The following is a 21,861-nucleotide window of genomic DNA, read 5'->3' on the forward strand; positions in this document are numbered from 1 at the left end:
CGGCTAGAGCTTCCACGGCGTGTCGCTAAGCACGTATTCGTCTAGTATGGGCTCCCACCACCAACGGTTCGACTTGTACCACTCTATTGTCCTCCGTAACCCCTCGCGTAGGTCTACTCTTGGCGTCCATCCTAGGCTTCTAACGCGGTCACATTTCATTGCATACCTGCGGTCGTCGCCCGGCCTACCGCGGACATAGACTATGCTCTCGCTGGGATCATGACCCATCATCTCTACTATCATCTCGACAATCTGCCTCACGCTCGCAAAGTTATGCGCACAGATGTTGTATATGCTGTGTGACTCGCCCTTCTTTATCACCGTGTAGAGGCCCTCGGCGAAATCCTGCACGTATAGCCAGTCACGCACCTGGCCACCGTCGCCATAGATGGTGGCTGGCTTTCCTAGCAGTAATCTGATGATAGTCCTTGGTATGAGCTTCTCGGGGTGCTGACGTGGACCGTAGTTGTTGCAAGGCCTGACTATTGTGTAGTTTATGCCGTACGTGCGTCCATATGCCGTTATGAAGAGGTCGCCCGCTGCTTTAGAAGCCGAGTAGGGGCTAGAGGGTCTCAGGCACCACGTCTCGTCAGCCATCTCTTGGGTCCACGAGAGGTCTCCGTAGACCTCGTCGGTCGAGATGTGGACGTATAGCGCGTCACGATACTTGCGTAGCACCTCTAGCACTGTGAATACTCCGAGGACGTTCGTGCGTATGAAGGGCGCCGGCTCGTTTATACTCCGGTCGACGTGCGTCTCAGCAGCAAAGTTCACTACGACTTCCGGCTTGAAGCGCTGCACCGTTTCCCCTAGCATCCTCTCATCAACAATATCGCCCTTCACGAACTCTATGCGATCTAGGACATCCCTTAGGTTCTCGAGGCGCCCCGCATAGGTCAGCTTATCGTAGACCAACACCTCTGCCCTACGCGCGTTCCTAACGAGGAACTCGACAAAGTTGCTCCCCATGAAGCCTGCGCCGCCAAGCACCATTACACGCATCTAGATTTCACCGGTACCATGCCCATCTCCTCCAAGACTCCAGTTATACCTCTTGGTTTGCTAGTGTCACGTCAATGCACGAGGTACCGATACTAGGAGCTGGTGCGGGGATTGTACGGGGCTGTAGCGTGGAGAAGAGCGTAGGTATCATCCCGGCTGCAGGCGAAGGCACAAGGCTACGCCCCATAACCTTCTCGCTGCCGAAGCACCTAGTCCCCCTGCTCGGCAAGGCTATCATAGAGTATCCGTTGCAACACCTCGAGTCTATACAGGTTAGAGACATTGTCATTGTTGTAGGGTACCTGGGTCACATGATACGCGAGTATCTCGAGGACAAGGGCTACCGGGCTAAATACGTCTACCAGGAGAAGCGCCTAGGCATAGCTCACGCCATACACACCGCTATAGAGCAGGCTGGGATCAGCGGCTCCCCGCTCGTCGTGTACCTGGGCGACAATATACTCCTTGAGAAGCTAGAGACCCACTACAAGGCTTTCATCGAGGGTGACTACGACGTCTATGTCCTCCTGGCGCCAGTGCCCGACCCGCATCGGTTCGGCGTCGCGGTTGTCGAGAGTGGTAGGATCGTGAAGCTCGTAGAGAAGCCTAGGGAGCCACCATCAAACCTCGCTGTGGTCGGCGTCTATATGTTCCGCGACTCTGATCTTGTCGAGAAGCTCTTCCGGGAGTTGAAACCCTCGTGGAGGGGCGAATACGAGATCACAGACCTCATCCAGAAGTTCATCGATCGCGGGTACCGCGTAGGCTACAGCGTGGTATCGAGGTGGTGGAAGGATATAGGTACTCCAGAGGGCCTACTGGACGCCATGCAGATGCTGCTAGACGCCATAGAAGAGCCGGTTATACGCGGCCGCGTAGAGGGCAACGTAACCACAAGCAAGGTTATAGTCGAGGAGGGGGCAGTCGTCGAGGGGGACATCAAGGGCCCCGCGTACATAGGCCGGGGGAGCCTCGTCTCGAGCAGAGCCAGACTAGAAGCCTATGTGAGCCTAGAGCAGGGCACCATACTGAAATCGGGCGTACTCGTAAACACGCTCGTCATGGGAGAAGGCACGACAATAGACATTGGCGAGGCGCAGCTAGAAGACAGTGTGATTGGCAGAGCTTGCGAGATCCTAGCACACAGAACTACAAACAGAATGAAGCTACTAGTGGGCGACAGGGCACGAATCACAATAGACTGAGTACATGCCCGTCAAAACCATGCCTATCAGTGCCTAGGCCACAATCCATAAACGATTTCTACAAGGAGAGGTTCCATACCTCGTCTTACCTTGGGTGCGCGACGGAAAACTGTACGAACAACCCCGGGCCATTGCAACGCTGAGAGTGACATAGTGTAGGAGGGTGTGTTTGGGTTGGCGGGCCCGCGGGGATTTGAACCCCGGACTACCGGCTCCGCAGGCCGGCGTCCTATCCTGGCTAGACGACGGGCCCACGCACTCCATGAGGCCGGAGATAACTACTCCCAGTTATAGGCGTTTCTAGGCTACTGTTTTGCCGTCGAGCGTGTCGATGTATCCACGGGAGGGCAGCTTACGTGGCGTGTTGGTCTCGGAGCTCGTGTCTCATTCGTGGTTTCCGCCTGTGATGAGTTGAAGCCCCCAGGCCGATGTGGTGATGATGTTCCCTGGCACTGAGGCGTTGCCGGTGTATGTGGTGCCGTGTTGTTCTTTACGCCAAGGCTTGCCCGTTATTGCGTTGAGGCTGGTGCCTTGGGCGGGGTAGTGGTTAGCCCGGAGCTTGTGAAGGTTAAGCTGCGTGGAGACCAGCTGCTCGAGAGGGCTTGGAAGATAGCGATGAGTGACCATGAGCTTAGAGCGCTTCTCCGCATGAGTAACGTGATGGCCGTGAAGAGGCTACACTATAACGATCATGGCCCGGTGCACGCGACTATTGTTGCTGGGGCTGCGCTCGAGATATTCGATAGGCTTGTCGAGGCTGGTGTTGAGCCTACCACGTTGCGTGACGGTACTGTAGATAATCTCTCGGAGGCGCGGCTCGTCGTACTCCTAGGAGCCTTGATGCACGATATTGGCAATAGTGTACACAGGCATAACCATGAGCTCGCTGGTGCTTTGTTGGCTGCACCCATACTAGACCGTATACTAGAGAAGCTGTACGGCGGGCTTAACGAGAAGACGTACCAGATACGCCAGGAGGTTATGCACGCAATATACGCTACTGCCTATGACGTACAGTGTCTGAGTGTAGAGGCTGGCGCTGTTAAGGTTGGCGATGGTCTCGACATTGCCGAGGGGCGCGCTAGGATACCCTACAAGCTAGGAAAGATAGACATCCATGCCGTCTCCGCGCTTAGCGTGAAGCGTGTCGAGATAAGCGAGGGCAGGGAGCGACCGATATCCATAACGATACACACGAACGATTATGCTGGCCTCTTCCAGGTCGAGGAAGTGCTGTTGAAGAAGATAGCTACTAGCAGCATAGGTGACTATCTCGAGGTGTATCTGGGTGTTGGCGACGAGCCTCCGTTAAGGATACACCCCTCTTGAGGCTACATGGGTACAGGGCGATGAAGAGAGAACCCCTTGCTGAGTGGTGACGTTGCTTCGCCCGACTCGGAGCCCCATCGAACCCGTTCCATGCTTGATTTGTTGCGTTCGCATCCCTAGTTTTAACCGTGTGCAAAAATCGCCAAGAGTAGGAGCTTCTAGGGTGACACGATATTGAAGCCCACTAACCTACGCGTCCGCGGCAAGGACGTAGTCCTAGTGCCCATATCGGAGTTGTCCGTCCACGAAGAGGTTAACCCGGCGCGTGTCACCCGTATGGCTCGCGTTATTCTCTCCTCACGTGTAGTCGAGAAGCCTATACTCGTTGACGAGAAGACCCTCGTCATAATCGACGGTCATCATAGGTATAACGCGCTGCGCGCGATTGGCACAAGATACGCGCCCGCCATCCTCCTCGATTACAGTAGGGATGTTGAGGGTATAGGGGCTGGCTCGTGGAGCCTCCGGGCCGAAAACCCAGAGAGATTAATGGATCTTCTGGAGGCCGTCCTCGTGGCTCACGCCTCGCGGGGGCCGCACCCCGTTGTTATTGAGTCGCCTGGCGTAGGGCGTAGAGTTGTGTATCGCGATGCTCTTAGCGCTTATCTTGCTCTCCGATACTCTGGCTTGCTCGGGATAGATCACGGTAATAGTGTACATGCTGCCCGGGGTGTGCACAGCCCACGGCTGAGGGGTGGTGGCATGGTTATTGTGAGGCCCCCGCCGTTGAGCAAGGAGCATGTGAGGCTTGTCGGTTTGAGAGGTGAGACGCTACCACCAAAGAGCACGTTGCATGTAACGCCTTACAAGGGGGTTAGGGCGCCGGTGCGTCTAGATCGCCTCTTCTAGAGTGGGCCTCGGTCCCGGGCTTCTCTCGTCACCCTCTCCGTCTGGAAGAGCTTCGTCACCGGCCCCTCCTTGACAGTCTCTCACGGAGCTTCTTGAGCATGGCTGGGCCGGTTATTGCTATCTCGGTGTTTAGCAGCTTCACCAGCAGAGCTAGCACTATGAGAGCCTCGAGTGCCTGTATTATTGTCGATATGGTGGCGTGCATGATGCCTATTAGTGGCGCGTATGCAGCGTAGACTATGCACATGAAGGGTACTGCGTACATCGCTGGGTTCAACGGTAGACCGGCTATGCTCGCTAGCACGACGCCTAGCATCGGGAACACTACTATAACCGTGGTTGCTTGTGCGCCGCGCACGGTCTCGGCGAATAGCGACAACACTTGTATCACCGTGGTTGTGAATATTGCTGATGATAGCAAGGCTGCGATGTAAACTACCGTTATCTCCGGCGTGTACCCCGGCAGGGCGAGCGTAGCCTCTGTCTTCATACCCCGTAGCATGTTATAGAGGCCTATTGTGGCGCTTGCAGCGGTCATGAAGGCTATGATTAGGCTGGAGATTACCTTTGCTAGTGATATGTCTCGGCGGCGCACAGGGAGCGAGAGTAGAACCTCTAGCATCCTCTCCTCGCGCTCGACGCCCATCATTATGGCGCCTATGCTCGCAGCGGGGAATATGACGAAGAACGGGAGGTAGGTTAGCATTGTAGCTGTGCCCGTGAGCCTCACTATCTCATCCTGTGTGAACAGCCTACCCGAGACGTACACGTACTGGTCCACATTGATGCGCGGGCGCTGTGCCTCCGCGCCGCTCAACACCTTGGTAATGAAGGCCGAGACTGCTGGTGTCAGGCTTGTTAGGCGGACTAGTTGAGCCGGGCTACCGGCAACGTAGACCACGAGCGTCGCGTTTACACCTTTTGTTATGTTGGCGACGAACCCTCTAGGTACGGCCACCACTGCCGTATACCCTTCCTCTAGTAGCTTCAACGGCTCCTCCCGCACAACACTCGCATTGACGCCACGGCCGCGGAGCGCATCTGCTATCATCTCTGCGAGTTTCTCCTCATCGGGCCCCCCGGGGACTATCGCCAGCACGACGCCCTTCAGCTGCCACGTTTCTCTCGCCTGCTCCGCGATACCTCCTATCACGGGCCCCATCGACGAGTACAATATCAGCGGCAGTATCACAGAGAGGACGACCATATGCTCTCTTGCCAGCATGCGCAGCTCCTTCGACAGGAGGAGACGGAGACTCACCCTACATCACCCCCACCAGCTTCATGTAAGCCTCCTCAAGGTTACGGGCGCCGACACGCTCGATTATCTCGCTGGGCCTGCCGCTCGCCACAATCCTCCCACTCCTCATGAGGTACACACGGTCTGCCACACTCTCCACCTCTAGCATGTTATGGCTTGATAGGAGAACCGCTACACCCTCTCTCCTAGCATACTCGCGTATGAGCATCCTCAGCTTGTAACTAGCCTCGACATCAAGCCCGCCAGTAGGCTCATCGAGTATCACAAGCCGTGGTTTGACCGCCAGCGCCCATGCAACCTGCACCCTCCTCTTCATGCCCTTGCTATACTCGCCCATCTTCCTCCGCAAAGTACTCCTATCCAACCCGGTCAGCTCCACCGCCTCCCTAACCGCCCTGCGTATCTCATCCTCACTCGCACCCCTAGCCCCAAGATGGACTCGAACCGCGAACTCGATGTACTCCAAGCCGGTTAGCTGCCGGTAGCCTCCCACCTCCTCCGGGACAAAGACGAGCCTCTTCCTAGCCTCCAGCGGATCCTTCACAACATCAACATCCTCGATTAGCACTCGGCCGGAAGAGGGTTTCAACAACGTAGCTATGATCCGGAAGGTTGTAGTCTTGCCAGCCCCGTTAGGACCCACAAGCGCTACAACCTCGCCCGGAGACATCTCGAAGCTTACACCGTCAACCGCACGGACACCACCCGGAAACACTTTAACCAGGTTCTCGACGCGCAGTAGCGGCTCAACGCTCAAGGTTCACCAACCGCCATTATCCATTGCCCATCGATAATTACGCCGGTATTTACGTCTTTGTCGAGTGTCTAGAGGTATCTCTTGAAATGCTGGGTCTGGGCATGGGGCTACTGGAGCAGCTGCTATGCGTAGAGCCTTGCGTGGCGTGGAGCTTGCAGGCTTCATAACGCGTTTGTTGGGCAGCAATGGGTTCTATGCTGCGAGGCACTCCACTAGCATACTCGTCATGCTCGGGGAGAGGGTGTTAGCCAGCATTCACGTCTATGGGGGTGACTGCATACTGAGACCCTACCGTCCCTACATGAGCCTCCACCGCGAGGCTATAGACGCGCTAGAGAAGTTGCTCGCCAGCGTGTGTAGCCGCGTCTCGAGGCCCTGGTGACGGTGATATAAGAGGGTCTGTGCGCGCATTGCAAGCATAGAGGGTGGCCCTTGGGCGTTGAGAGGCAGGTAGAGGCGCTGGTAGACTTTGCTGCCCGCGTGTTGTGGGTGGTGCTTGAGCGCAAGTGGAGCCATGACAAGGCGTACCAGGAGGCTGTAAAGGAGCTTGGATGGGGGCGCCTCAAGGGCCTAAAGCCTAAGACGCTTTACCGTGTATCGCGCGCCATAGTGTCAGACTATTACCTCCTAAGGTATGCCGAGCAAGTGGTGTATGGGGCCCGTGGAGGCGCTAGGAGACTAGCTAGGCTCTGGCTGCTTCTACGGGGGGACGACCCCGATCTTATACCCCCGGAGCTGGAGCCGGGCGTCCGTAGGCTACGTAAGCGTCTATTGAAACAGATGCCGAGGAAAATCGAGAGTGTCGAAGAGCTGCTCGATGGTCTGGAGGGTGTTAAGCTGCTCTCGGTGAAATACTCGTTCCCCGAGTGGTTTGTCGAGAAGTTCGTGAAGCTGCTCGGCCTGGAGGAGACCGAGAAGCTCCTTGAGGCTCTGAACGAGGAGGTCTGGTGGATACGCGTCAACACGCTAAAAGCAGATGTTGATGAGGTCGCAGAGCGTCTTGGGGAGAAAGGCGTCTTTGTAAGACGCGACCCGGACCTACCCTACATGCTACGCGTGGTCGACTACTCTGAGCCTCTACACCACCTCGAGGAGATGTGGAAGGGCGAGATTGTATTCCAGGATAAGGCGTCGGCCCTAGTCGTTGAGGCTCTCGACCCTCAACCAGGTGATTATATCGTTGATTTCGCGGCTGCGCCAGGCATCAAGGCCACCCTCGTAGCAGCCTTGACCGACAACCAGGCGGAGATGGTGCTACTCGATGTTTCGAGGGAGAGAGTATCGAGGATGATGAGGGTGCTCAAGATGTATGGGGTGGATCTTAGCAAGGTGCACGTTGCTGTCGTTGACTCTAGATTCTGGTGGAGCCCGAGGAAACAACCAAAGATACTCCTTGACGCCCCTTGCTCCTCGAGCGGCGCTGTCGGCAAGGACCCAGCGATAAAGATTCACCTGGAGAGCCGCGAGTGGGTGGATAGGTTTGTACCGTTACAACGCGATTTGCTAGTGAATGCTGTGACGCAGGGGGAGAGGGTCGTGTATGCGGTTTGTAGCATCCTTCCCGAGGAGGGCGAGGAGCACATGGTGAAGCTTAGTTTGGAGCTAGAGGATCCTGGTATCCCGGGTCTCCCGGGGTACCACGCGTACGGCGAGAGGGTATCAAAGGCGAGGAGGCTACTCCCGCACGTGCACGAGACCCAAGGCTTCTTCATAGCACGTATTGTTGGTAAGGGCGTCTAGCCGACAAGCAACCAGGCGATAACTGCTGCTAGGAGGAGCAGCAGCCACTTCACTGGGTTTAGCCTTGCTAGCCTCCAGCCGTCTAGAGGCGGTATCGGGAGCAGGTTGAACACCGCAATCCACGCGTTTATCTCAGCTGCGCCAAGCGCAAACCACCTCCAGGGCATGTGCACCACCATTGCCGCGAGCGCCGCCATTATCGCTAACGCTATGTTTACTTTGATGCCTGCCGCTGCTATCCTCTCCTCGCCCTTGGCGCTACTCCCCCACCCCCATGAGGGGCAAGCCACGCTAACCGCGCCAGGCGCGATGATCACGATTGCTGGTATGAGCCCCGAGAGTATGGTAAGCGCGAAACCTAGAGGGTGTAGCATGAAGCGCGCCCAGCACCCGTAACGGTAGGCTGTCCTCTCATGCGCGTACTCGTGTAGGATGAAGCCTGCTAGGGCGCCAGCTAGCACGCCCAACGCGTAGTAGTCGTGGAGTATGTAGGGGGTTACGAGGCGCGGCCCTAGCAGTGCAAATGCCGCAGCGAGAGCCGCGACTATGAGGTTTAGCCAGCTGCTGCCCAGGTCAATCGACTGGCTCCTTGCCGCCCCCCAGCGCGGCCAGGGGTACACTCCTAGACTCACCACCATCGCTATCCGGCTCACACGGTTAACCGCCTTACATGGGCATCGCGGCTCGGTAACGGGGCGTCATCCTCATCGGCGGTTGGCCGCCTCTGGGGCAGGGCAGCGTTCGTCACAGCCGCTTTACACTCGTATAGATGCGGGTTTGTTAGGGCGGCGGTTCGTGGGGGCAAAGCGAGCCGTCCTGGCTATCGGCGGCGTTGATCCTACCGGCGCGGCGGGTGTCAACGCAATAGCCTCGACCGCAAGGGCTCTAGGCGCCTACTCGACGTCCATACCCACTTGCGTCGTCGTCGAGTCTACACGTGGTGTCAAGAGCATACACCCCGTTGGGGGTAGTGTGCTCCGGGATATGCTGGAGGAGTTCTTCTCTGAGGGCTGGGATAGTGTCGTTGCCGCTGTCTCGCTCCACCCTCGTGTTGAGGAGGCGCGCGCCACGACAAGCACGCTTGATGGGCGCACCGTGCTCACTATCCTTGACCCTGTGTGGGCTGCGAGCGCTGGCGGCCAGCTGACCGTGGATGAGCCTAGACGTGTATTCTCGGTGCTCTCCAAGGCGGCTGACATACTCGTTGTCAACACTGCCGAGTTGTTCCATCTGGCTGGGCGCGAGACTCTGACGATAGGCGGGGTTGTTAGGGCCGCAAGGAGGCTGATAGAGCGGCATGGGTTTCTCGCGGTTGTCGTGAAGGGCGGTCATGGACTCGAATGTCGTGATGTACTAGTGGAGCGTGATTACTATCTTGTGCTTGGCGAGGCAGCTGGATGCATAGACGCGAGAGTACATGGCACCGGGTGCGTCTACCTGGGCGCTCTTGCAGCTGGGCTTGCGCTAGGCCTGAGCACCGCCGATTCCACCCTGCTCGCGTGGCGAACCACAAGGCTCGCGGTAGAGGGGGCTGTGAGCGGCGCTGCAGCTGGACTGGCGTGGTGGAGGGGGCTGCACGGCTATTGGGTTGAGCGTGTATTGCGCGACGTTGAGAGGGGACTTGGTAGGCTTCTCCGCTATTGGAGTCTGGTTGAGCGTTTCGTACCCGAGACCGGTTTGAACATCGTGTCGACTGCGCCTCTCGGTGTTGACGTGTGGGCCGGGGTGTCTGGGAGGGTCCGGAGAGGCTCCGGAGGCACACCTGTCCACGGTCCAGTGTCTCTCCGCGCCTCTAGCCATCTCTATCGCGCGTTGAGGACGCTACACCAGGAGGGTGTGACCTGGCTTCTTGGCGCTGTTAACGTGCGTCTAGATGAGCGGCTGTTGAGGAGTGCGGAGAGGCTCGGGTATACCATAGCCCGGTATGATAGGAGGCTTGAGCCTCCCGAGGTGAAGGCCGTCGAGGGTGGCTCAATCCCATGGGGGTTTAGGACTGCGTTGAGAAGCGTCGAGCCCCGAGTGCCTGATATAGTGTATCACGAGGGAGACTGGGGTAAGGAGCCTATGATGGTCTTCCTGGGCGTAACTGCAGAGGAGGCTGTAGCCAAGCTCGTCAGGGTTGCTGGAGATGCGTGACGGGGCTCGGTTACCCCGGTTTCCTCACCACTCGGGAGGCATGACTCTCGCCATAGCCCCGCCGTTACTCCACTAGTGTCTATCAGGAGCTTTTATCATGCCAATTCTTGCATTATTTGCTAAGCGTTTCATTTATAGGGTGGGGTGCCAGTGGTCCTGCTTTCGGTGCTGAAGCGTGGCTGATCGCCTTTCGCGTGACTAGACTCGACGGTATGAAGGTGCTCGTGACCGACCCTGTGGACAAGCTCCTTCTCGGTATACTCGAGAAGCATGGTCTGCAGGTGGATTATAGACCTGGTGTGCCCAGGGAAGAACTGCTTAAGATAATTGGCGACTATGACATCCTTGTCGTGAGGAGCAGGACTAAGGTTGACAGGGAGGTCATAGATCGTGGAGAGAAGCTCAAGGTTATAGCGAGGGCTGGTGTAGGCCTGGATAACATCGACGTACAACACGCCATAGAGAAGGGCATTAAGGTTGTTAACGCGCCGGGGGCTGCCGCTCAGAGCGTTGCTGAGCTTACCATAGGGTTGTTGATAGCGGCTGCTAGGTTCTTCAAAGCACATATTGTGAGTCTTGAGAGGCGCGAGTGGAGTAAGGGTCGCTGGACTGGTGTAGAGCTGAGCGGGAAGACCCTCGGTGTCATTGGCTTTGGTAGGATAGGGTATCGTGTTGCTAAGATTGCGCGTGGGCTGGGCATGAGGGTGCTTGCATATGACGTTGTTGACGCGAGTGATAGGGCACGGGAGATTGGAGCTGAGTTCACGAGAGATCTTGACGTTGTCCTCCGTGAATCAGATGCCATTACACTCCACGTACCATTGACGAAGGAGACGTACCACCTAATCGACCGCGACGCACTCGAGAAGATGAAGGATGGTGTTATCATTGTGAACACTAGCCGCGGCCCGGTGATAGACACTAAGGCGCTCCTAGAGTACCTGGAGTCCGGTAAGGTGTTTGCAGCTGCTCTGGATGTACTAGAGCACGAGCCTCCCAAAGAGGAGTGGGAGTGGAGGCTAGTGCACCACCCGAGGGTTATCGTGACGCCGCACATCGGCGCCGAGACCAGAGAAGCTAAGAGGAGGGTCGCGGAGGAGACCGCCTACGCTATACTCGAGGCGCTCGGTATGAGGTGATGACTATGGTGCTTCTTACACCCGGCCCCGTCGAGATACACGAGAGGGTGCTGAAGGCCCTATCCGAGGGCATAGCGAGCCACCGTAGCGAAACCTACCGCAACTGGCACTGCGAGGCCGTCGAGAGGCTAAAGAGGATATCTGGTCTTAGAGATGGCAGCGTATACTTGATACCCGGATCCGGGACGACAGCCGTCGACGCGATGATATATAGCGTGTTGGCGCCTGGCGAGAAGGTACTTGCGTATATCGTTGGCGAGTTTGGCAGGAGAGCCGTCAATACGATGAAAGCTCGTGGTCTCAACGTCCGTCTGCTTGAGGAGCCTTGGGGCAAGGCGATAAGGATAGAAAGGCTCAAAGAGGCACTCGAGGAGGACAGCTATGACGCCGTGTTTATAGTTCACAACGAGACGAGCACTGGAGTTGCTAACCGTACGCTACGCGAGGCCGCCGAGCTGGTCCACAAGCATGGAGCTATACTTCTCGTAGACTCTGTGTCCGGTTTTGCCGGCGAGAGGCTATACATGGACGACTGGGGCGTTGATGTGGTCGCTACGGCTACACAGAAGTGTCTTGCAGCGCCACCAGGCTTGGGCATAGTGATGGTCAAGAGCGATGTAGTCGAGCGTATCGAGAAGGTGAGTAAAGAGAGCCCGCCACCACCATCCATAAACCTCTCGCTCTATGAGAAGTTCCTGGCAAAGTGCGAGACTCCATTCACGCCGCCCGTCAACGTAGTCAGAGCCTTGGTTGAGGCGCTACGCTTGATAGAAGAGGAGGGTGGTATTGAGGCACGGTACCGCGAGCAAGAGATGAGAGCATCACGCTTCTATTCTGTGATTGATGCAGCCGGGCTGGATACGCTTGCAGAGAAGAGCGCGCGTAGCTACACTGTGGCTGCCGTTAGGCTACCCGAGGGCGTTAGAGCGCCAGAAGTCAAGAAGAGGATGGCGGAGCTAGGATTCGAGATTGCAGGTGGAATGGGCGAGTATCGCGAGAAGGTCGTGCGCGTGGGGTTAATGGGTGCCATCAACGCTGATATAGTCGAGGCTGCTGCACGTAGCCTTGTCGAGATTATACAAGAGCTTTCTAGAGGGTGACGTACCCATCATCCACTCTTATAAGGCCTGCTCTCGCAGCCTCGTATATGAGCCGTCTTGCCTCTGTTCTCGTGACTCCCAATTCTCCTGCGAGAAGCTGTGCAGCCTCACCGAGCTTCAAAGGCCCATACTCGCGCACAGCCTCTTCTAGGAGTTTCGCAACGCGCGATAACATTGGCTCCTCTTGAGGCTCACAAAGCCTCCCATCACGTTCTGTGACTAGCATGGAACGACCGCCAACCTTCAACCTATAGACAGCCTCGCCGAGAGGCTGAACCGTAAGCCTCGCTAGCCCTAGTTTGTGCAGGCCTCTAGCCTCGGGTGCAACCAGCATCCTGTAGTCGAGTTCTTGCGGTACACGCCCCTTGTTGAGTATAACGACTGCTGGCATTCCCTTGCAAGCTGTAGGATCCCTCACGAACACAACCCGGTCTATGGGCACACCGTGCACCCTCATCAGCTCCTCGATAGCCTCTATGGTTTTCTCGTCGGGAGCGTGTATACACACTACCTCGCTACGCGCGATGTTCCTTGCACTGTATACTGCGAGTATGACAGCTAGCCTCCTGGGTATGCGTTGCGCATAGATCCGCAGCGTTGTACCGAGCTCCTCTAGGAGCGTCGGCTCGCGGCATTCCATCCTACAACCCTTCTATCTAGCCTCTAGCGTTGCTCTACTGAAGGCATTGCGGAGTATAATCTCAAGCTTCTCTACCGTGTCTATGAGGCACGTGTAGTTTAGGTTGACTAGCTTGTAGGCGCCGGTGGGCAGAGGGTACTCTATACTAATTCTCAATGAGCGTATGGGGAGTAGTCTCTCTAGACGTTTCAAAGCGTCTCTCCAGCTCCTCGCTTTCCTGCGCCCCTCGCCACCCGAGATGCTATCATACACTATGGTTGCTTCTGCCTCCACGTCACCCGCCGTATAGGCTGGTAGCTTCTCCCCGAGGAGGTGCACAGCCGGCCCTGCCGCATACACCCTCCCAATCCCCGTGTGCACGTATATCACGTCGCCACGCTTGCACAGCCTCCTTAGCTCGCGCTCTACACGATCCCTTGCCAGCCCGGTAACCTCAGCAATCCAGTCACTCGTCATAGGCTCTTGTGTCAACACCGCTAGTATCTTGGCTGCTATGGTGCGCTCGCGCAACTTATCCAATAGGCCGGGGTCTACGGGAAGGTCTACACCCGCCTCGAGAGCATACTCTAGGCTCTCCACAAACGCGTCCATATCCGGAGAGTCAGGCGTCACAAGGTAAACGACGACACGCGGTGGTCCCTGACGACCCACGGCTCTCCGGACGCGTCCATGCCTCTGTATGAAGCGCACCGGGCTCGCCACGTTGCTCCACACGACCAGCATCTCGGCTTCCGGGAGATCCACTCCCTCTTCGCCAGCGCTGGTTGACACTATTACACGCGTCTCGGGGCGCCGCGCCTCCTCCAGCGCTCTCGCGACATCAACGCGCCCACGCCCAAGTATCTTAACGACACGGAAGCCCTTCGCCTCGAGCCTAGAAGCCACGTACTCAGCGACAACGACACGGTCAATGAAGACTATGGTTTTCGGATTGTCGTGATCCTCCAGTACCCGGAGCAGCCATTCCAGTTTATGCGCTGGTCTAACACGAGGATCGCGAAGTAGATCCTCTATGCTTGAGAGTATTTCAGCCATCCTAGTTGGCTTCCGAAGACTATCGACGAGGGCGAGTGCCCCATCCCGTACCAGCCACCTTTGAGCCAGCCTGGCAAGGGCACGGTCCCTGCCGGTTAGCCTGGATGCCAACTTCTCTAGCTCGTAGAGTATACGCTGCTCCGCCTCGTTTAGAGGCGTCTCGTAAACCTCCCCTATCCAGGGTGGCACGTAGGGCGCTATCCGGGGGTCACTCCAATGCCACTCCCGTATCTCACCAATAAGCCTCTCTATTATGCTCCTCCTGGATCTCGGAATGTATGCTGATAGGCCCAGCCTCTTGCGGAAACCCCCACGCTCAAGCACCTTAACCGACGCGTCACGACCAACGGTATGATGACACTCGTCTACTACTATGCAGTCAAAGCCCTCCCTTACTATCACGTCGATATCCTCCAGCGCCGCTTCGGGCGTCGCGACGACAACTCTAGCCGAGCGGTATACACCGATCCTCTCTGCACGGCTTATCGGGCCTCTAGCCTCACGCACAGTAACGTTCTCGAGCACGCGACTCAACATACCCCGCACTTGCGCTACGAGTATCCTTGTAGGCTCCAGGACCAGGACCTTCCTACACTCGCCGCGTGACAACCTAGCCGCGATCCACCCGGCAGCGACGAGGGTTTTGCCGGCACCCGTCGGCATCACAACAACAGCTCCGTCACGATTCACCGCCCACTCGACAGCCTCTCGTTGATACTCGCGGAGAGACACCCTGAGACCAGCCACTATCCCAGCCAACAGTGCTCAGGGGAGACCCAAGTCAAGCTCTCAATAAAATCTTCATCCACGCAGAGATGCACGTGGAGCACTAAAAACCCGGTTATAAGCCATTCGCACCACTCTTGCATTCTGGCTAGATACCCGATACAGCCTACAACACTAACCCGGGGTGAGACGGGTGGTACGCCCAGGTATAGCGCTACTAGCCCTCATACTAGCAGGCGTGTTCGCCACAACAGCCTATAGCATAAAAGCACCGCCACACCATAGATTCCCGCATCACGACAACTATCACACGCTAGAGGCAGCCAACTACGGCAAGGACAGACACCCCTCTGCTTTGGGCCCACCGTGGATAGTGCGAGGTAGGGACCACTGCGAACACCACACGCGAAGCTGTAATCACGACGATACACACTGCAATGACCATATTGCTCCAGGTGCACCACATCACAGAAGACCAGTATGCGAGCAAGAGCACGTCAACGAGTGTTGTGCCAACCACACCGATAGCGGTGCTTCATGGTGCGAGCATCACGTTAACTCGGGTACACCGTGGTGCGAGAAGCACGTGAACGAGACGATTAACAAGACCGGTGTGAGCCAGACAGGTAAGAGTGATGTACAGCGCAAGTCAAGCACTGCTGGCGATGATGGAAGAGAGGTGCAACAGGAGGAGAAGAGGGGTCATCGTGCTCGGCGTGGTGCAGGCTGGGAAGGAAGGCGGTAACTGAGACGTATCGGTACAAGCGGCTCGCCTAGTAAAACATGTGTCAATAATCGGGGAGACCCCGATTATACTGCCTTACATTTTCTTCGTTCTATTCATCCCTTATGTATCCTGTTCCACATCTTTCATAAGCATGGTATTTCATAAGGGAGAGATGCATGGTAATCGTACCTTTTGGCCACGCTGCTATAACCTGGCGAGTAGGCGTTACGATATGGTGCCGCTAGCTTGTCTATAATACTCGCAGAGAAGTCCATCCGAGAGGAGAATCTCCGGCTAGCTAACGAGCTTGCTGCGTTTCTACGCGCCAAGGGGATACGTGCCTTTGAGTTTCTGGGTAGCCCTGGTTCCGGCAAGACTAGCGTCATCGAGTGCCTCATTAAGAGCATGTTGGGAGACGGCCTTGATCCTCATAGCATAGCCTACATTGGCGGTGATGTCGCAACTAGAAGAGACACAGAGCGCGTAGAGAGGCTTGGAGTGCAAGCTGTGCAGATAAACACTGGTGGTATATGCCACCTCGAGGTACCGCATATCAAGAAGGCGTTGGGGCACATCGACCTTGACAAGATACGTATACTGCTGATAGAGAATGTTGGCAACCTGATATGCCCGTTCTACTTCCCGCTTGGCGCCGAGAAGAGAGTGCTTATCGTAAGCGTGGCGGAGGGTGACGACAAGTTTGTGAAGCATCCGGTGTCTACGAGGCTGGCTGACGTCATAGTGATCAATAAGATCGACTTGGCGGATGCTGTTGGAGCTGACGTCTCGTTCATGGAAAAGACAGCCAGGGAGTTGAACCCACGCGCTCCCATCATTCGCATGGTTGCTAAGAGTTGCGAAGGTGTAGAGGAGTTGAGGAAGGCACTTGGCCTTTAACCTCGGGGGTGATGGGGCATGACGCGAGTGTCGTACCGTCCGCTTCTCTCGACTAAAGTGACGCTGGCACATGGTAGTGGCGGTAGAGAGACTGAGGACATAGTGCTTAACCTTATCGTTAACCTTGTGCCAGAGAGTCTCCGCAGCGTACCCGGAGGCGTAGGCCTAGAGGCTCTTGACGATGGAGCTGCTATCCCGGTGCCCGGCGGCTACATGGTGTTCACGGTTGACTCGTATACCGTGAATCCGCCATTCTTCCCTGGGGGTAACATTGGAAGCCTCGCCGCTAGCGGCACGATAAACGACCTGTTGATGATGGGGGCTAGGCCGGTAGCAGCGCTAGACGCCATTGTGGTTGAGGAGGGTTTCGAGGTTTCGAAGCTACGCGAGATAACAGAGTCCCTCATAAAGACGCTAGCAGAGAATAACGTGGCACTCATTGGTGGCGATTTCAAGGTTCTCCCTAAGGGCCAGCTAGACAAGATTGTCGTTACTGTTGCTGGTATAGGCTTCGCTAAGAAGCTGATACTGGATTCCAATATCAAGCCAGGCGATAAGATAATCGTGACCGGCCCTATAGCCGAGCACGGCGCTCTCATACTAGCTCTACAGCAGAATCTAGAACCCAAAGACCTAGTTAGCGATGCTAAGCCATTGACAGACCTAATGCTACCTCTCATCGAAGAATACGGCGACTATATCCACGCTGCACGCGATCCGACGAGAGGAGGACTAGCAATGGCCCTTAACGACTGGGCGGAGGCCACGGGCACCGTGATAGTTATCGATGAGGAGAAGATCCCGATACGCGAGCCTGTCAGAGCCTACACGGAGATGCTAGGTGTGGATCCCCTGACGCTTGCCTCTGAGGGCGTAGCCCTACTTGCAGTCGATGCTTCGAAAGCAGAGGAAGTGTTGCAAAGAATACACGAGCTGGGGTACAAGGAGGCTAGGATAATAGGAGAGGTGAAGAAGGCTGAACGTCACAAGGGCATCGTGCTGTTGAAGAGTGTGACGGGAGGCGTGAGAATTCTAGAGCCACCCAGCGGCGAGATAGTGCCTCGCATATGTTGATGCCTCGGCGAGTGCAAAGGCTCGTCACTAGGTCAGTAGCTCAGGCGGTCCTCACCGGCCCACGCCACACCCACATGGGTTTATCAAGCGAGGTTCTACCTATCAGCACACCGGCGGCTCGGCTTGAAGCCCCTCATTACCCCCGCAAAGGTATGGAGGCTCAAGGAGAGCCACTATAGACTCGTGGGCGGAAAGTGCACCAGCTGCGGCTTCACATTCTTCCCAAAGTCTCCCAGGTGTCCGCGCTGCGGCTCTAGGAGCGTCGAGCCGTACACGCTGCCACGCGAGGCTGTAGTCGAGTCGTACACGCTCGTATACCAGGTACCAGAGTACATGAGAGACCAAGCTCCGCTTTCCTTCGCACTCCTAAGGCTAACTGATGGCACTCGTATAGCTGCTGCACTAACAGAGGTAGACGCCTCGAGCCTTAGGAGTGGGGTGAAGGTTGAAGCCGTGTTCCGGAGGGTACTCGTCGATGGCCAGTACGGCGTGATAGCGTATGGCACCAAGTGGAGGCCACAAAGGCTCCAGAAGGGGTAGAGGATCTAGACTAGCCCCAGCCTTTTGAGCTGCTCGCAAAGTGCACGAAAAGCCCTCGCCCTGTGACTATACCGGTTCTTCTCCTCGATACTCATCTCCGCGAATGTCTTGTCAGCGCCTAGAGGCTGGAAGATAGGGTCGAAACCGAAGCCTCCGCTTCCCCTAGACTCTCTAGTAATGACACCCTCTACGGTACCCCTGGCTTCGACTATGTGAGGTGGTATAACCGCTACAACGCTAGTGACGAATCTCGCTCTCCTATTCTCCACGTTCTCCATTAGCTTCAGTATCCCCTCAACGCCTATGGTCTTGTAGACGTGGGCTGCCATTGCACCGGGAAACCCTCCAAGAGCGTCAATGTACAATCCCGTGTCTTCCACTACTACCGGGCGGCCCGTTGCCAAGTACGCGGTGTACGCCGCCCACCGCGCCACCTCTGAGACGTCTAGGGATTGAACCTCCACCTTAGGCACACGAGGCTCCATCACAAGCTCTACTCCACACTCCTTCATCACCATTCTGGCTTCTTCGAACTTACCCCAGTTGCTGGTAACGAAGTAGAGGCGGAGTCTCATGGTATGTCACGCTGGGAGCCCTACACTCCTCAGTATATTCGCTATCATCTTTGCCAGGAACGGGTCTGTACGCCCAATCTCACGGAGTAGTCGACGGATGTGACGCACCGCGTCCTGCTGGGACGGGGGCCTAGCCTTCCTCCGCCTCCTGGTCGTACTCATCGCCTCCTCGTAAGCCTCCACATAGTACCTTAGACTGTTTATCACTGCATGGCGAGGCTCTTCCGCTGGGCTAGGCTCGAGCGTAACCCCCACCTCGCCGAGTATCTCTTTCGCCTTCTCGACAGCCTGTTTCTCTCGGGTTATCCTCTCCACCTCTTCTAGAGCCGCCCTTACCCCGTCGATGCCCTTCGGGAGCGCGTTATAGACAAAGCTGTGTACGACTATGCTGGCTAGCCTGGAGGCCAGTCTCTTCAACTCGCCAGAGCCCGCGTCAACCGGCGCTAGCGGCGCATAGATCGCGTCTGCAGCCGCCACAAGGAGGGCTCCGCAACCCTCTCCTTCACACGAAGCCGCCTTTTCGACAGAGGCTTGAACCACACGTGAGAGTATGTCGCGCCACGCCACGGCCCCCACCCACGCGATTGGCGGTTAGACCTAGACCCCCTATGCACCCATTCCTTTAAAACGGGAGCGTGCGGGGCTCGGCATAACTCTGATCAGGCATCGCCTGGCGGCTACTCCTTGCCGGGTACTCCTCATCGCCCGGCAGTAATTCGCTGCGCCACCAGCTATTCTCCTAGCCGCTCCGCGCTACAAGCATGGCGAGCGTGAAGCCCCCGAATATCGCTATCAGTGCACCAGCCGGTATCTCGCCAAGCCCGGCGACATTTCCTATCAACCGTGCCGCTAAGTCAGCCGATGTTGTGATTGCAGCACCGAGTAGCATCGAGGTGACCGCTACAAGCCTAGCCTCAACGCACTGCAATACTCTCCTAGCAGCGTTTGGCGCTATGAGGCCGACGAACCCTATGACCCCCGTGTACCCCGTTATCGCTGCCACGGTTACGCCTGCAGCCACCAGCGCCGCTATCCTTGCTCGGCGTGGCTCAACACCGCTAAGCATTGAAGCATCATCACCATACAACAGCGACTCTACGTGGGCAGCCAGCACGAGAGCAGTGATGCACGAGGCTGCGGCGATAAAGGCGAGTATATACACATGTGCTGGTGGCACCCCTGCGAAACCACCAAAGAGAGCGTGCGACGGACTCCATCCAAACTTGGTACTCGCGATATAGTCTATGGCGAAAGAGAGGCCCGAGAGTGACGTAGCCACTGCAATTCCAGCCAGGATAACGCTATGGCTGGTCTCGCCTAGCCTCGAGATTATCAATGTAAGCAAGAGCCCTGCTAAGCCGCCGGCAATCGCCACGGGGGTTATGAGCGTGTAGAAGGTTGAGAGGGTGGGAGCGAGGAGGGCGTAGACAGATACCGCTAGGAAGGCGGCAGGGCTTACTCCTAGAAGGTATGGGTCTGCCAGAGGGTTTCGAAGCGCGTATTGTAGCAGGATGCCCGAGCTCGCTAGCACTATGCCAGCCGAGACTGCTGCTAGGAGCCTCGTTAGCCTCAACTCTATGATGACCTTTGGTGCACGACCGTTCACAAAGTCTAGGATTGTGTACCCACTGGCTCCTAGAGAAAGGGAGGCGAGTGCGACTACAAGCAGGAGTGAAAAGAGGAGTGGAATAACCCACTTGCTGCATATGCTCAAGGTTTACCCGCCTCCAAGACACACTACGCCGTAGCTTGGCTCGCCGAATACCTCAGGGTGTATCACGCTTGCCAGTAGCTGCACCCCCATGGCGGCACGCGGCCCAGGCCTAAGGACTATGCTAGTAGCGCTCCCGTAGAGTCCGCATAGTTTCGCGCCTTCCTCGAGCATGCTCTTCACCGGCTCGCTAGACGCGATGGTCTCCAGCACCTGGAGCGTACTGTTCACATCACCTCCCATTCCAGTGTAGAGTATCAACTGCGGCCTAAGCTCTGCCAGCTGCTCGAGGCTGAGCTGCTGCCAACCGCTATACTTCGATGTTACCAAGTAGCCGCCCGCACGCTTCACCATGTCCGCCAGGAACGTGTCTCCACCAGACACCCAGATGCCCTGCGGCGACCACCAGAGTATGACGAGAACCGGTACGCTCGTAACATTAGCCTCCGCAAGCTTCTCCTCAACGAGTGTAACATTCGCCTTCATGGCTTCTATCCATCTCGTGGCATTCCTCTCAGCACCTACAGCGTAGCCAACAAGCCAGATGTCAAGATAAACGTCTTCCAGCGTCTTCGCAGATCCTCCCCTCACGTACACAACACGCAAACCATAATCACGGAAAGCGGCTAGCAGCTTAGCATGCGCGCCTACCTCGGCTATGACGAGATCAGGCTCCGCTGAGACCAGCTTCTCGAGGCTTATACCCGTCCACCAGTAGCCTCCAACGTCTACAACCCGACCCTCCTTCTTCCAGGTCACTACAACCGGCGGGTAATCGCTACTATGATCGACTGCCACTAGCTTGTTCAGTACGCCTAGCGCCCATAGCATCTCAGTTATGGCGGGCGAGAGCGAGGCGAGTTTCTTTGGAGGCTCGGGTATGGTTACATTCCTGCCCAGCGCGTCCACAAGGAAACGTGGAAACTCCTTCCTAACACTGAGCGTCTGCGTCTCGACCACTGTCTTAGTCTCTACTAGCGTCTCCGTAACAGTCTCAACGTTGGTCTCCGTCACGGTTAGCGTAGCCGTGACTGTCACAGGCTTAGTTTCAACCACCGTAGCAAGCTCTGTTTGAGTATGGGTAACTGTTACCGTTACCCTACCTCCCGCTCCTCCTGAGACGGCTACAAACACAGCCGCTGCAACAACTATGATCGCTGCTATTACGGCGAGTAGGCTTCTTCCCATTCATCACACCGTTTGGGTACCCTGCCCAACCGTTCCCTAGTGAAAAGCTTACCCTCACCACCAATGAGCCTACGTATAGCTTCCTCGACAACCATACTACGCTCAACGCTCCACCTCCGCGCTAGCGCATCGATAGCCCTTACGAGATCGGGAGGAAGGACAACGCGAACTGCCATTCTGCGCTTCTTAGCCAAGCCTGCGCCACCCGAGAGAGACTACACCGGTACTAA

General features: G+C 56.6%; 23 protein-coding genes and 1 tRNA gene. 12 read left to right on the forward strand and 12 right to left on the reverse strand.

What is annotated here, in order from left to right:
- Positions 1-3: 3 nt before the first annotated feature.
- Positions 4-1,002, reverse strand: coding sequence for a dTDP-glucose 4,6-dehydratase (rfbB, locus tag PYRFU_RS03345; protein WP_014026226.1), 999 nt, complete (start codon positions 1,000-1,002; stop codon positions 4-6).
- Between the two features lie 74 nt (positions 1,003-1,076).
- Between rfbB and PYRFU_RS03350 the strand changes: the two genes are divergently transcribed.
- Positions 1,077-2,207, forward strand: coding sequence for a glucose-1-phosphate thymidylyltransferase (locus tag PYRFU_RS03350; RefSeq protein ID WP_014026227.1), 1,131 nt, complete (start codon positions 1,077-1,079; stop codon positions 2,205-2,207).
- A gap of 175 nt (positions 2,208-2,382) precedes the next feature.
- Here PYRFU_RS03350 and PYRFU_RS03355 read toward each other — a convergent pair.
- Positions 2,383-2,460, reverse strand: a tRNA-Arg gene (locus PYRFU_RS03355).
- 278 nt (positions 2,461-2,738) lie between these two features.
- Between PYRFU_RS03355 and PYRFU_RS03360 the strand changes: the two genes are divergently transcribed.
- Together PYRFU_RS03360 and PYRFU_RS09855 are read left to right on the forward strand one after the other, a co-directional pair.
- Complete coding sequence (locus PYRFU_RS03360) at positions 2,739-3,536, forward strand: HD domain-containing protein (protein WP_244403869.1); 798 nt, start codon at positions 2,739-2,741, stop codon at positions 3,534-3,536.
- A 174-nt stretch (positions 3,537-3,710) separates the two neighbouring features.
- The gene (locus tag PYRFU_RS09855) at positions 3,711-4,385 is read left to right on the forward strand and encodes a ParB N-terminal domain-containing protein (protein WP_014026229.1); all 675 of its coding nucleotides are present in this window, start codon (positions 3,711-3,713) and stop codon (positions 4,383-4,385) included.
- Between the two features lie 55 nt (positions 4,386-4,440).
- Here the strand turns inward: PYRFU_RS09855 and PYRFU_RS03370 are convergent, their stop codons facing one another.
- Both PYRFU_RS03370 and PYRFU_RS03375 read right to left on the reverse strand, forming a co-directional pair.
- Positions 4,441-5,646, reverse strand: a complete 1,206-nt coding sequence (locus PYRFU_RS03370; RefSeq protein WP_014026230.1) for an ABC transporter permease — start codon at positions 5,644-5,646, stop codon at positions 4,441-4,443.
- Position 5,647: 1 nt separating this feature from the next.
- Positions 5,648-6,403 carry an ABC transporter ATP-binding protein gene (locus PYRFU_RS03375; protein ID WP_014026231.1) on the reverse strand — a complete coding sequence of 252 codons (756 nt, stop codon included), beginning with the start codon at positions 6,401-6,403 and terminating at the stop codon, positions 5,648-5,650.
- A gap of 124 nt (positions 6,404-6,527) precedes the next feature.
- Between PYRFU_RS03375 and PYRFU_RS03380 the strand changes: the two genes are divergently transcribed.
- Together PYRFU_RS03380 and PYRFU_RS03385 are read left to right on the forward strand one after the other, a co-directional pair.
- Positions 6,528-6,785 carry a hypothetical protein gene (locus PYRFU_RS03380; RefSeq protein ID WP_014026232.1) on the forward strand — a complete coding sequence of 86 codons (258 nt, stop codon included), beginning with the start codon at positions 6,528-6,530 and terminating at the stop codon, positions 6,783-6,785.
- A gap of 50 nt (positions 6,786-6,835) precedes the next feature.
- Entirely contained in the window at positions 6,836-8,143 is a 1,308-nt protein-coding gene (locus PYRFU_RS03385; RefSeq protein ID WP_014026233.1) for an RsmB/NOP family class I SAM-dependent RNA methyltransferase, read from the forward strand.
- Here the strand turns inward: PYRFU_RS03385 and PYRFU_RS03390 are convergent.
- A complete protein-coding gene (locus tag PYRFU_RS03390) occupies positions 8,140-8,796 on the reverse strand; it encodes a zinc metalloprotease (RefSeq protein WP_014026234.1) in 657 nt (218 codons plus the stop codon). The two genes, PYRFU_RS03385 and PYRFU_RS03390, sit on opposite strands and share 4 nt — an antisense overlap.
- A 142-nt stretch (positions 8,797-8,938) precedes the next feature.
- Here PYRFU_RS03390 and PYRFU_RS03395 point away from each other — a divergent pair, with 142 nt between their 5' ends.
- From PYRFU_RS03395 to PYRFU_RS03405, 3 genes are all read left to right on the forward strand, one after another.
- Positions 8,939-10,279, forward strand: a complete 1,341-nt coding sequence (locus PYRFU_RS03395; RefSeq protein WP_014026235.1) for a thiamine-phosphate synthase family protein — start codon at positions 8,939-8,941, stop codon at positions 10,277-10,279.
- Positions 10,280-10,386: 107 nt separating this feature from the next.
- Positions 10,387-11,418 carry a D-2-hydroxyacid dehydrogenase gene (locus PYRFU_RS03400; protein ID WP_014026236.1) on the forward strand — a complete coding sequence of 344 codons (1,032 nt, stop codon included), beginning with the start codon at positions 10,387-10,389 and terminating at the stop codon, positions 11,416-11,418.
- Positions 11,418-12,518, forward strand: coding sequence for a pyridoxal-phosphate-dependent aminotransferase family protein (locus PYRFU_RS03405; RefSeq protein WP_083818485.1), 1,101 nt, complete (start codon positions 11,418-11,420; stop codon positions 12,516-12,518). Before PYRFU_RS03400 ends, PYRFU_RS03405 begins: the two co-directional genes overlap by 1 nt.
- On the opposite strand, the gene PYRFU_RS03410 is transcribed toward PYRFU_RS03405, so the two are convergent.
- Entirely contained in the window at positions 12,508-13,158 is a 651-nt protein-coding gene (locus tag PYRFU_RS03410) for a hypothetical protein (protein WP_014026238.1), read from the reverse strand. The genes PYRFU_RS03405 and PYRFU_RS03410 overlap by 11 nt on opposite strands.
- A gap of 12 nt (positions 13,159-13,170) precedes the next feature.
- On the reverse strand, positions 13,171-14,940 hold the full coding sequence (locus PYRFU_RS03415) for a DEAD/DEAH box helicase family protein (protein ID WP_167827823.1): 1,770 nt from the start codon (positions 14,938-14,940) through the stop codon (positions 13,171-13,173).
- A 172-nt stretch (positions 14,941-15,112) separates the two neighbouring features.
- On the opposite strand from PYRFU_RS03415, the gene PYRFU_RS03420 reads away from it, so the two are divergent.
- The 4 genes from PYRFU_RS03420 (at position 15,113) to PYRFU_RS03435 (ending at position 18,157) form a co-directional block, all read left to right on the forward strand.
- Entirely contained in the window at positions 15,113-15,664 is a 552-nt protein-coding gene (locus PYRFU_RS03420; RefSeq protein ID WP_048191505.1) for a hypothetical protein, read from the forward strand.
- A gap of 228 nt (positions 15,665-15,892) precedes the next feature.
- Positions 15,893-16,543: a hydrogenase nickel incorporation protein HypB gene (gene hypB, locus PYRFU_RS03425; protein WP_014026241.1), complete on the forward strand. Its 651-nt coding sequence runs from the start codon at positions 15,893-15,895 to the stop codon at positions 16,541-16,543.
- Between the two features lie 18 nt (positions 16,544-16,561).
- Positions 16,562-17,617: a hydrogenase expression/formation protein HypE gene (gene hypE, locus PYRFU_RS03430; protein WP_014026242.1), complete on the forward strand. Its 1,056-nt coding sequence runs from the start codon at positions 16,562-16,564 to the stop codon at positions 17,615-17,617.
- 123 nt (positions 17,618-17,740) lie between these two features.
- Positions 17,741-18,157 carry a Zn-ribbon domain-containing OB-fold protein gene (locus PYRFU_RS03435; protein ID WP_014026243.1) on the forward strand — a complete coding sequence of 139 codons (417 nt, stop codon included), beginning with the start codon at positions 17,741-17,743 and terminating at the stop codon, positions 18,155-18,157.
- A 5-nt stretch (positions 18,158-18,162) separates the two neighbouring features.
- Here PYRFU_RS03435 and rdgB read toward each other — a convergent pair whose 3' ends face one another.
- The 5 genes from rdgB to PYRFU_RS03460 all read right to left on the reverse strand — a co-directional run bounded on the left by rdgB (position 18,163) and on the right by PYRFU_RS03460 (position 21,825).
- On the reverse strand, positions 18,163-18,732 hold the full coding sequence (rdgB, locus tag PYRFU_RS03440; RefSeq protein WP_014026244.1) for an RdgB/HAM1 family non-canonical purine NTP pyrophosphatase: 570 nt from the start codon (positions 18,730-18,732) through the stop codon (positions 18,163-18,165).
- Positions 18,733-18,738: 6 nt separating this feature from the next.
- The gene (locus PYRFU_RS03445) at positions 18,739-19,299 is read right to left on the reverse strand and encodes a hypothetical protein (protein ID WP_014026245.1); all 561 of its coding nucleotides are present in this window, start codon (positions 19,297-19,299) and stop codon (positions 18,739-18,741) included.
- A 172-nt stretch (positions 19,300-19,471) separates the two neighbouring features.
- Entirely contained in the window at positions 19,472-20,446 is a 975-nt protein-coding gene (locus tag PYRFU_RS03450; RefSeq protein WP_014026246.1) for a FecCD family ABC transporter permease, read from the reverse strand.
- Between the two features lie 3 nt (positions 20,447-20,449).
- Complete coding sequence (locus tag PYRFU_RS03455) at positions 20,450-21,631, reverse strand: ABC transporter substrate-binding protein (protein WP_014026247.1); 1,182 nt, start codon at positions 21,629-21,631, stop codon at positions 20,450-20,452.
- Positions 21,607-21,825 (reverse strand): regulator protein, encoded by a 219-nt coding sequence (locus PYRFU_RS03460; protein WP_014026248.1) that lies wholly within the window; start codon positions 21,823-21,825, stop codon positions 21,607-21,609. Before PYRFU_RS03460 ends, PYRFU_RS03455 begins: the two co-directional genes overlap by 25 nt.
- Between the last annotated feature and the right edge of the window lie 36 nt (positions 21,826-21,861).

It is taken from the genome of Pyrolobus fumarii 1A (genome assembly GCF_000223395.1).
GTDB lineage: Archaea > Thermoproteota > Thermoprotei_A > Sulfolobales > Pyrodictiaceae > Pyrolobus > Pyrolobus fumarii.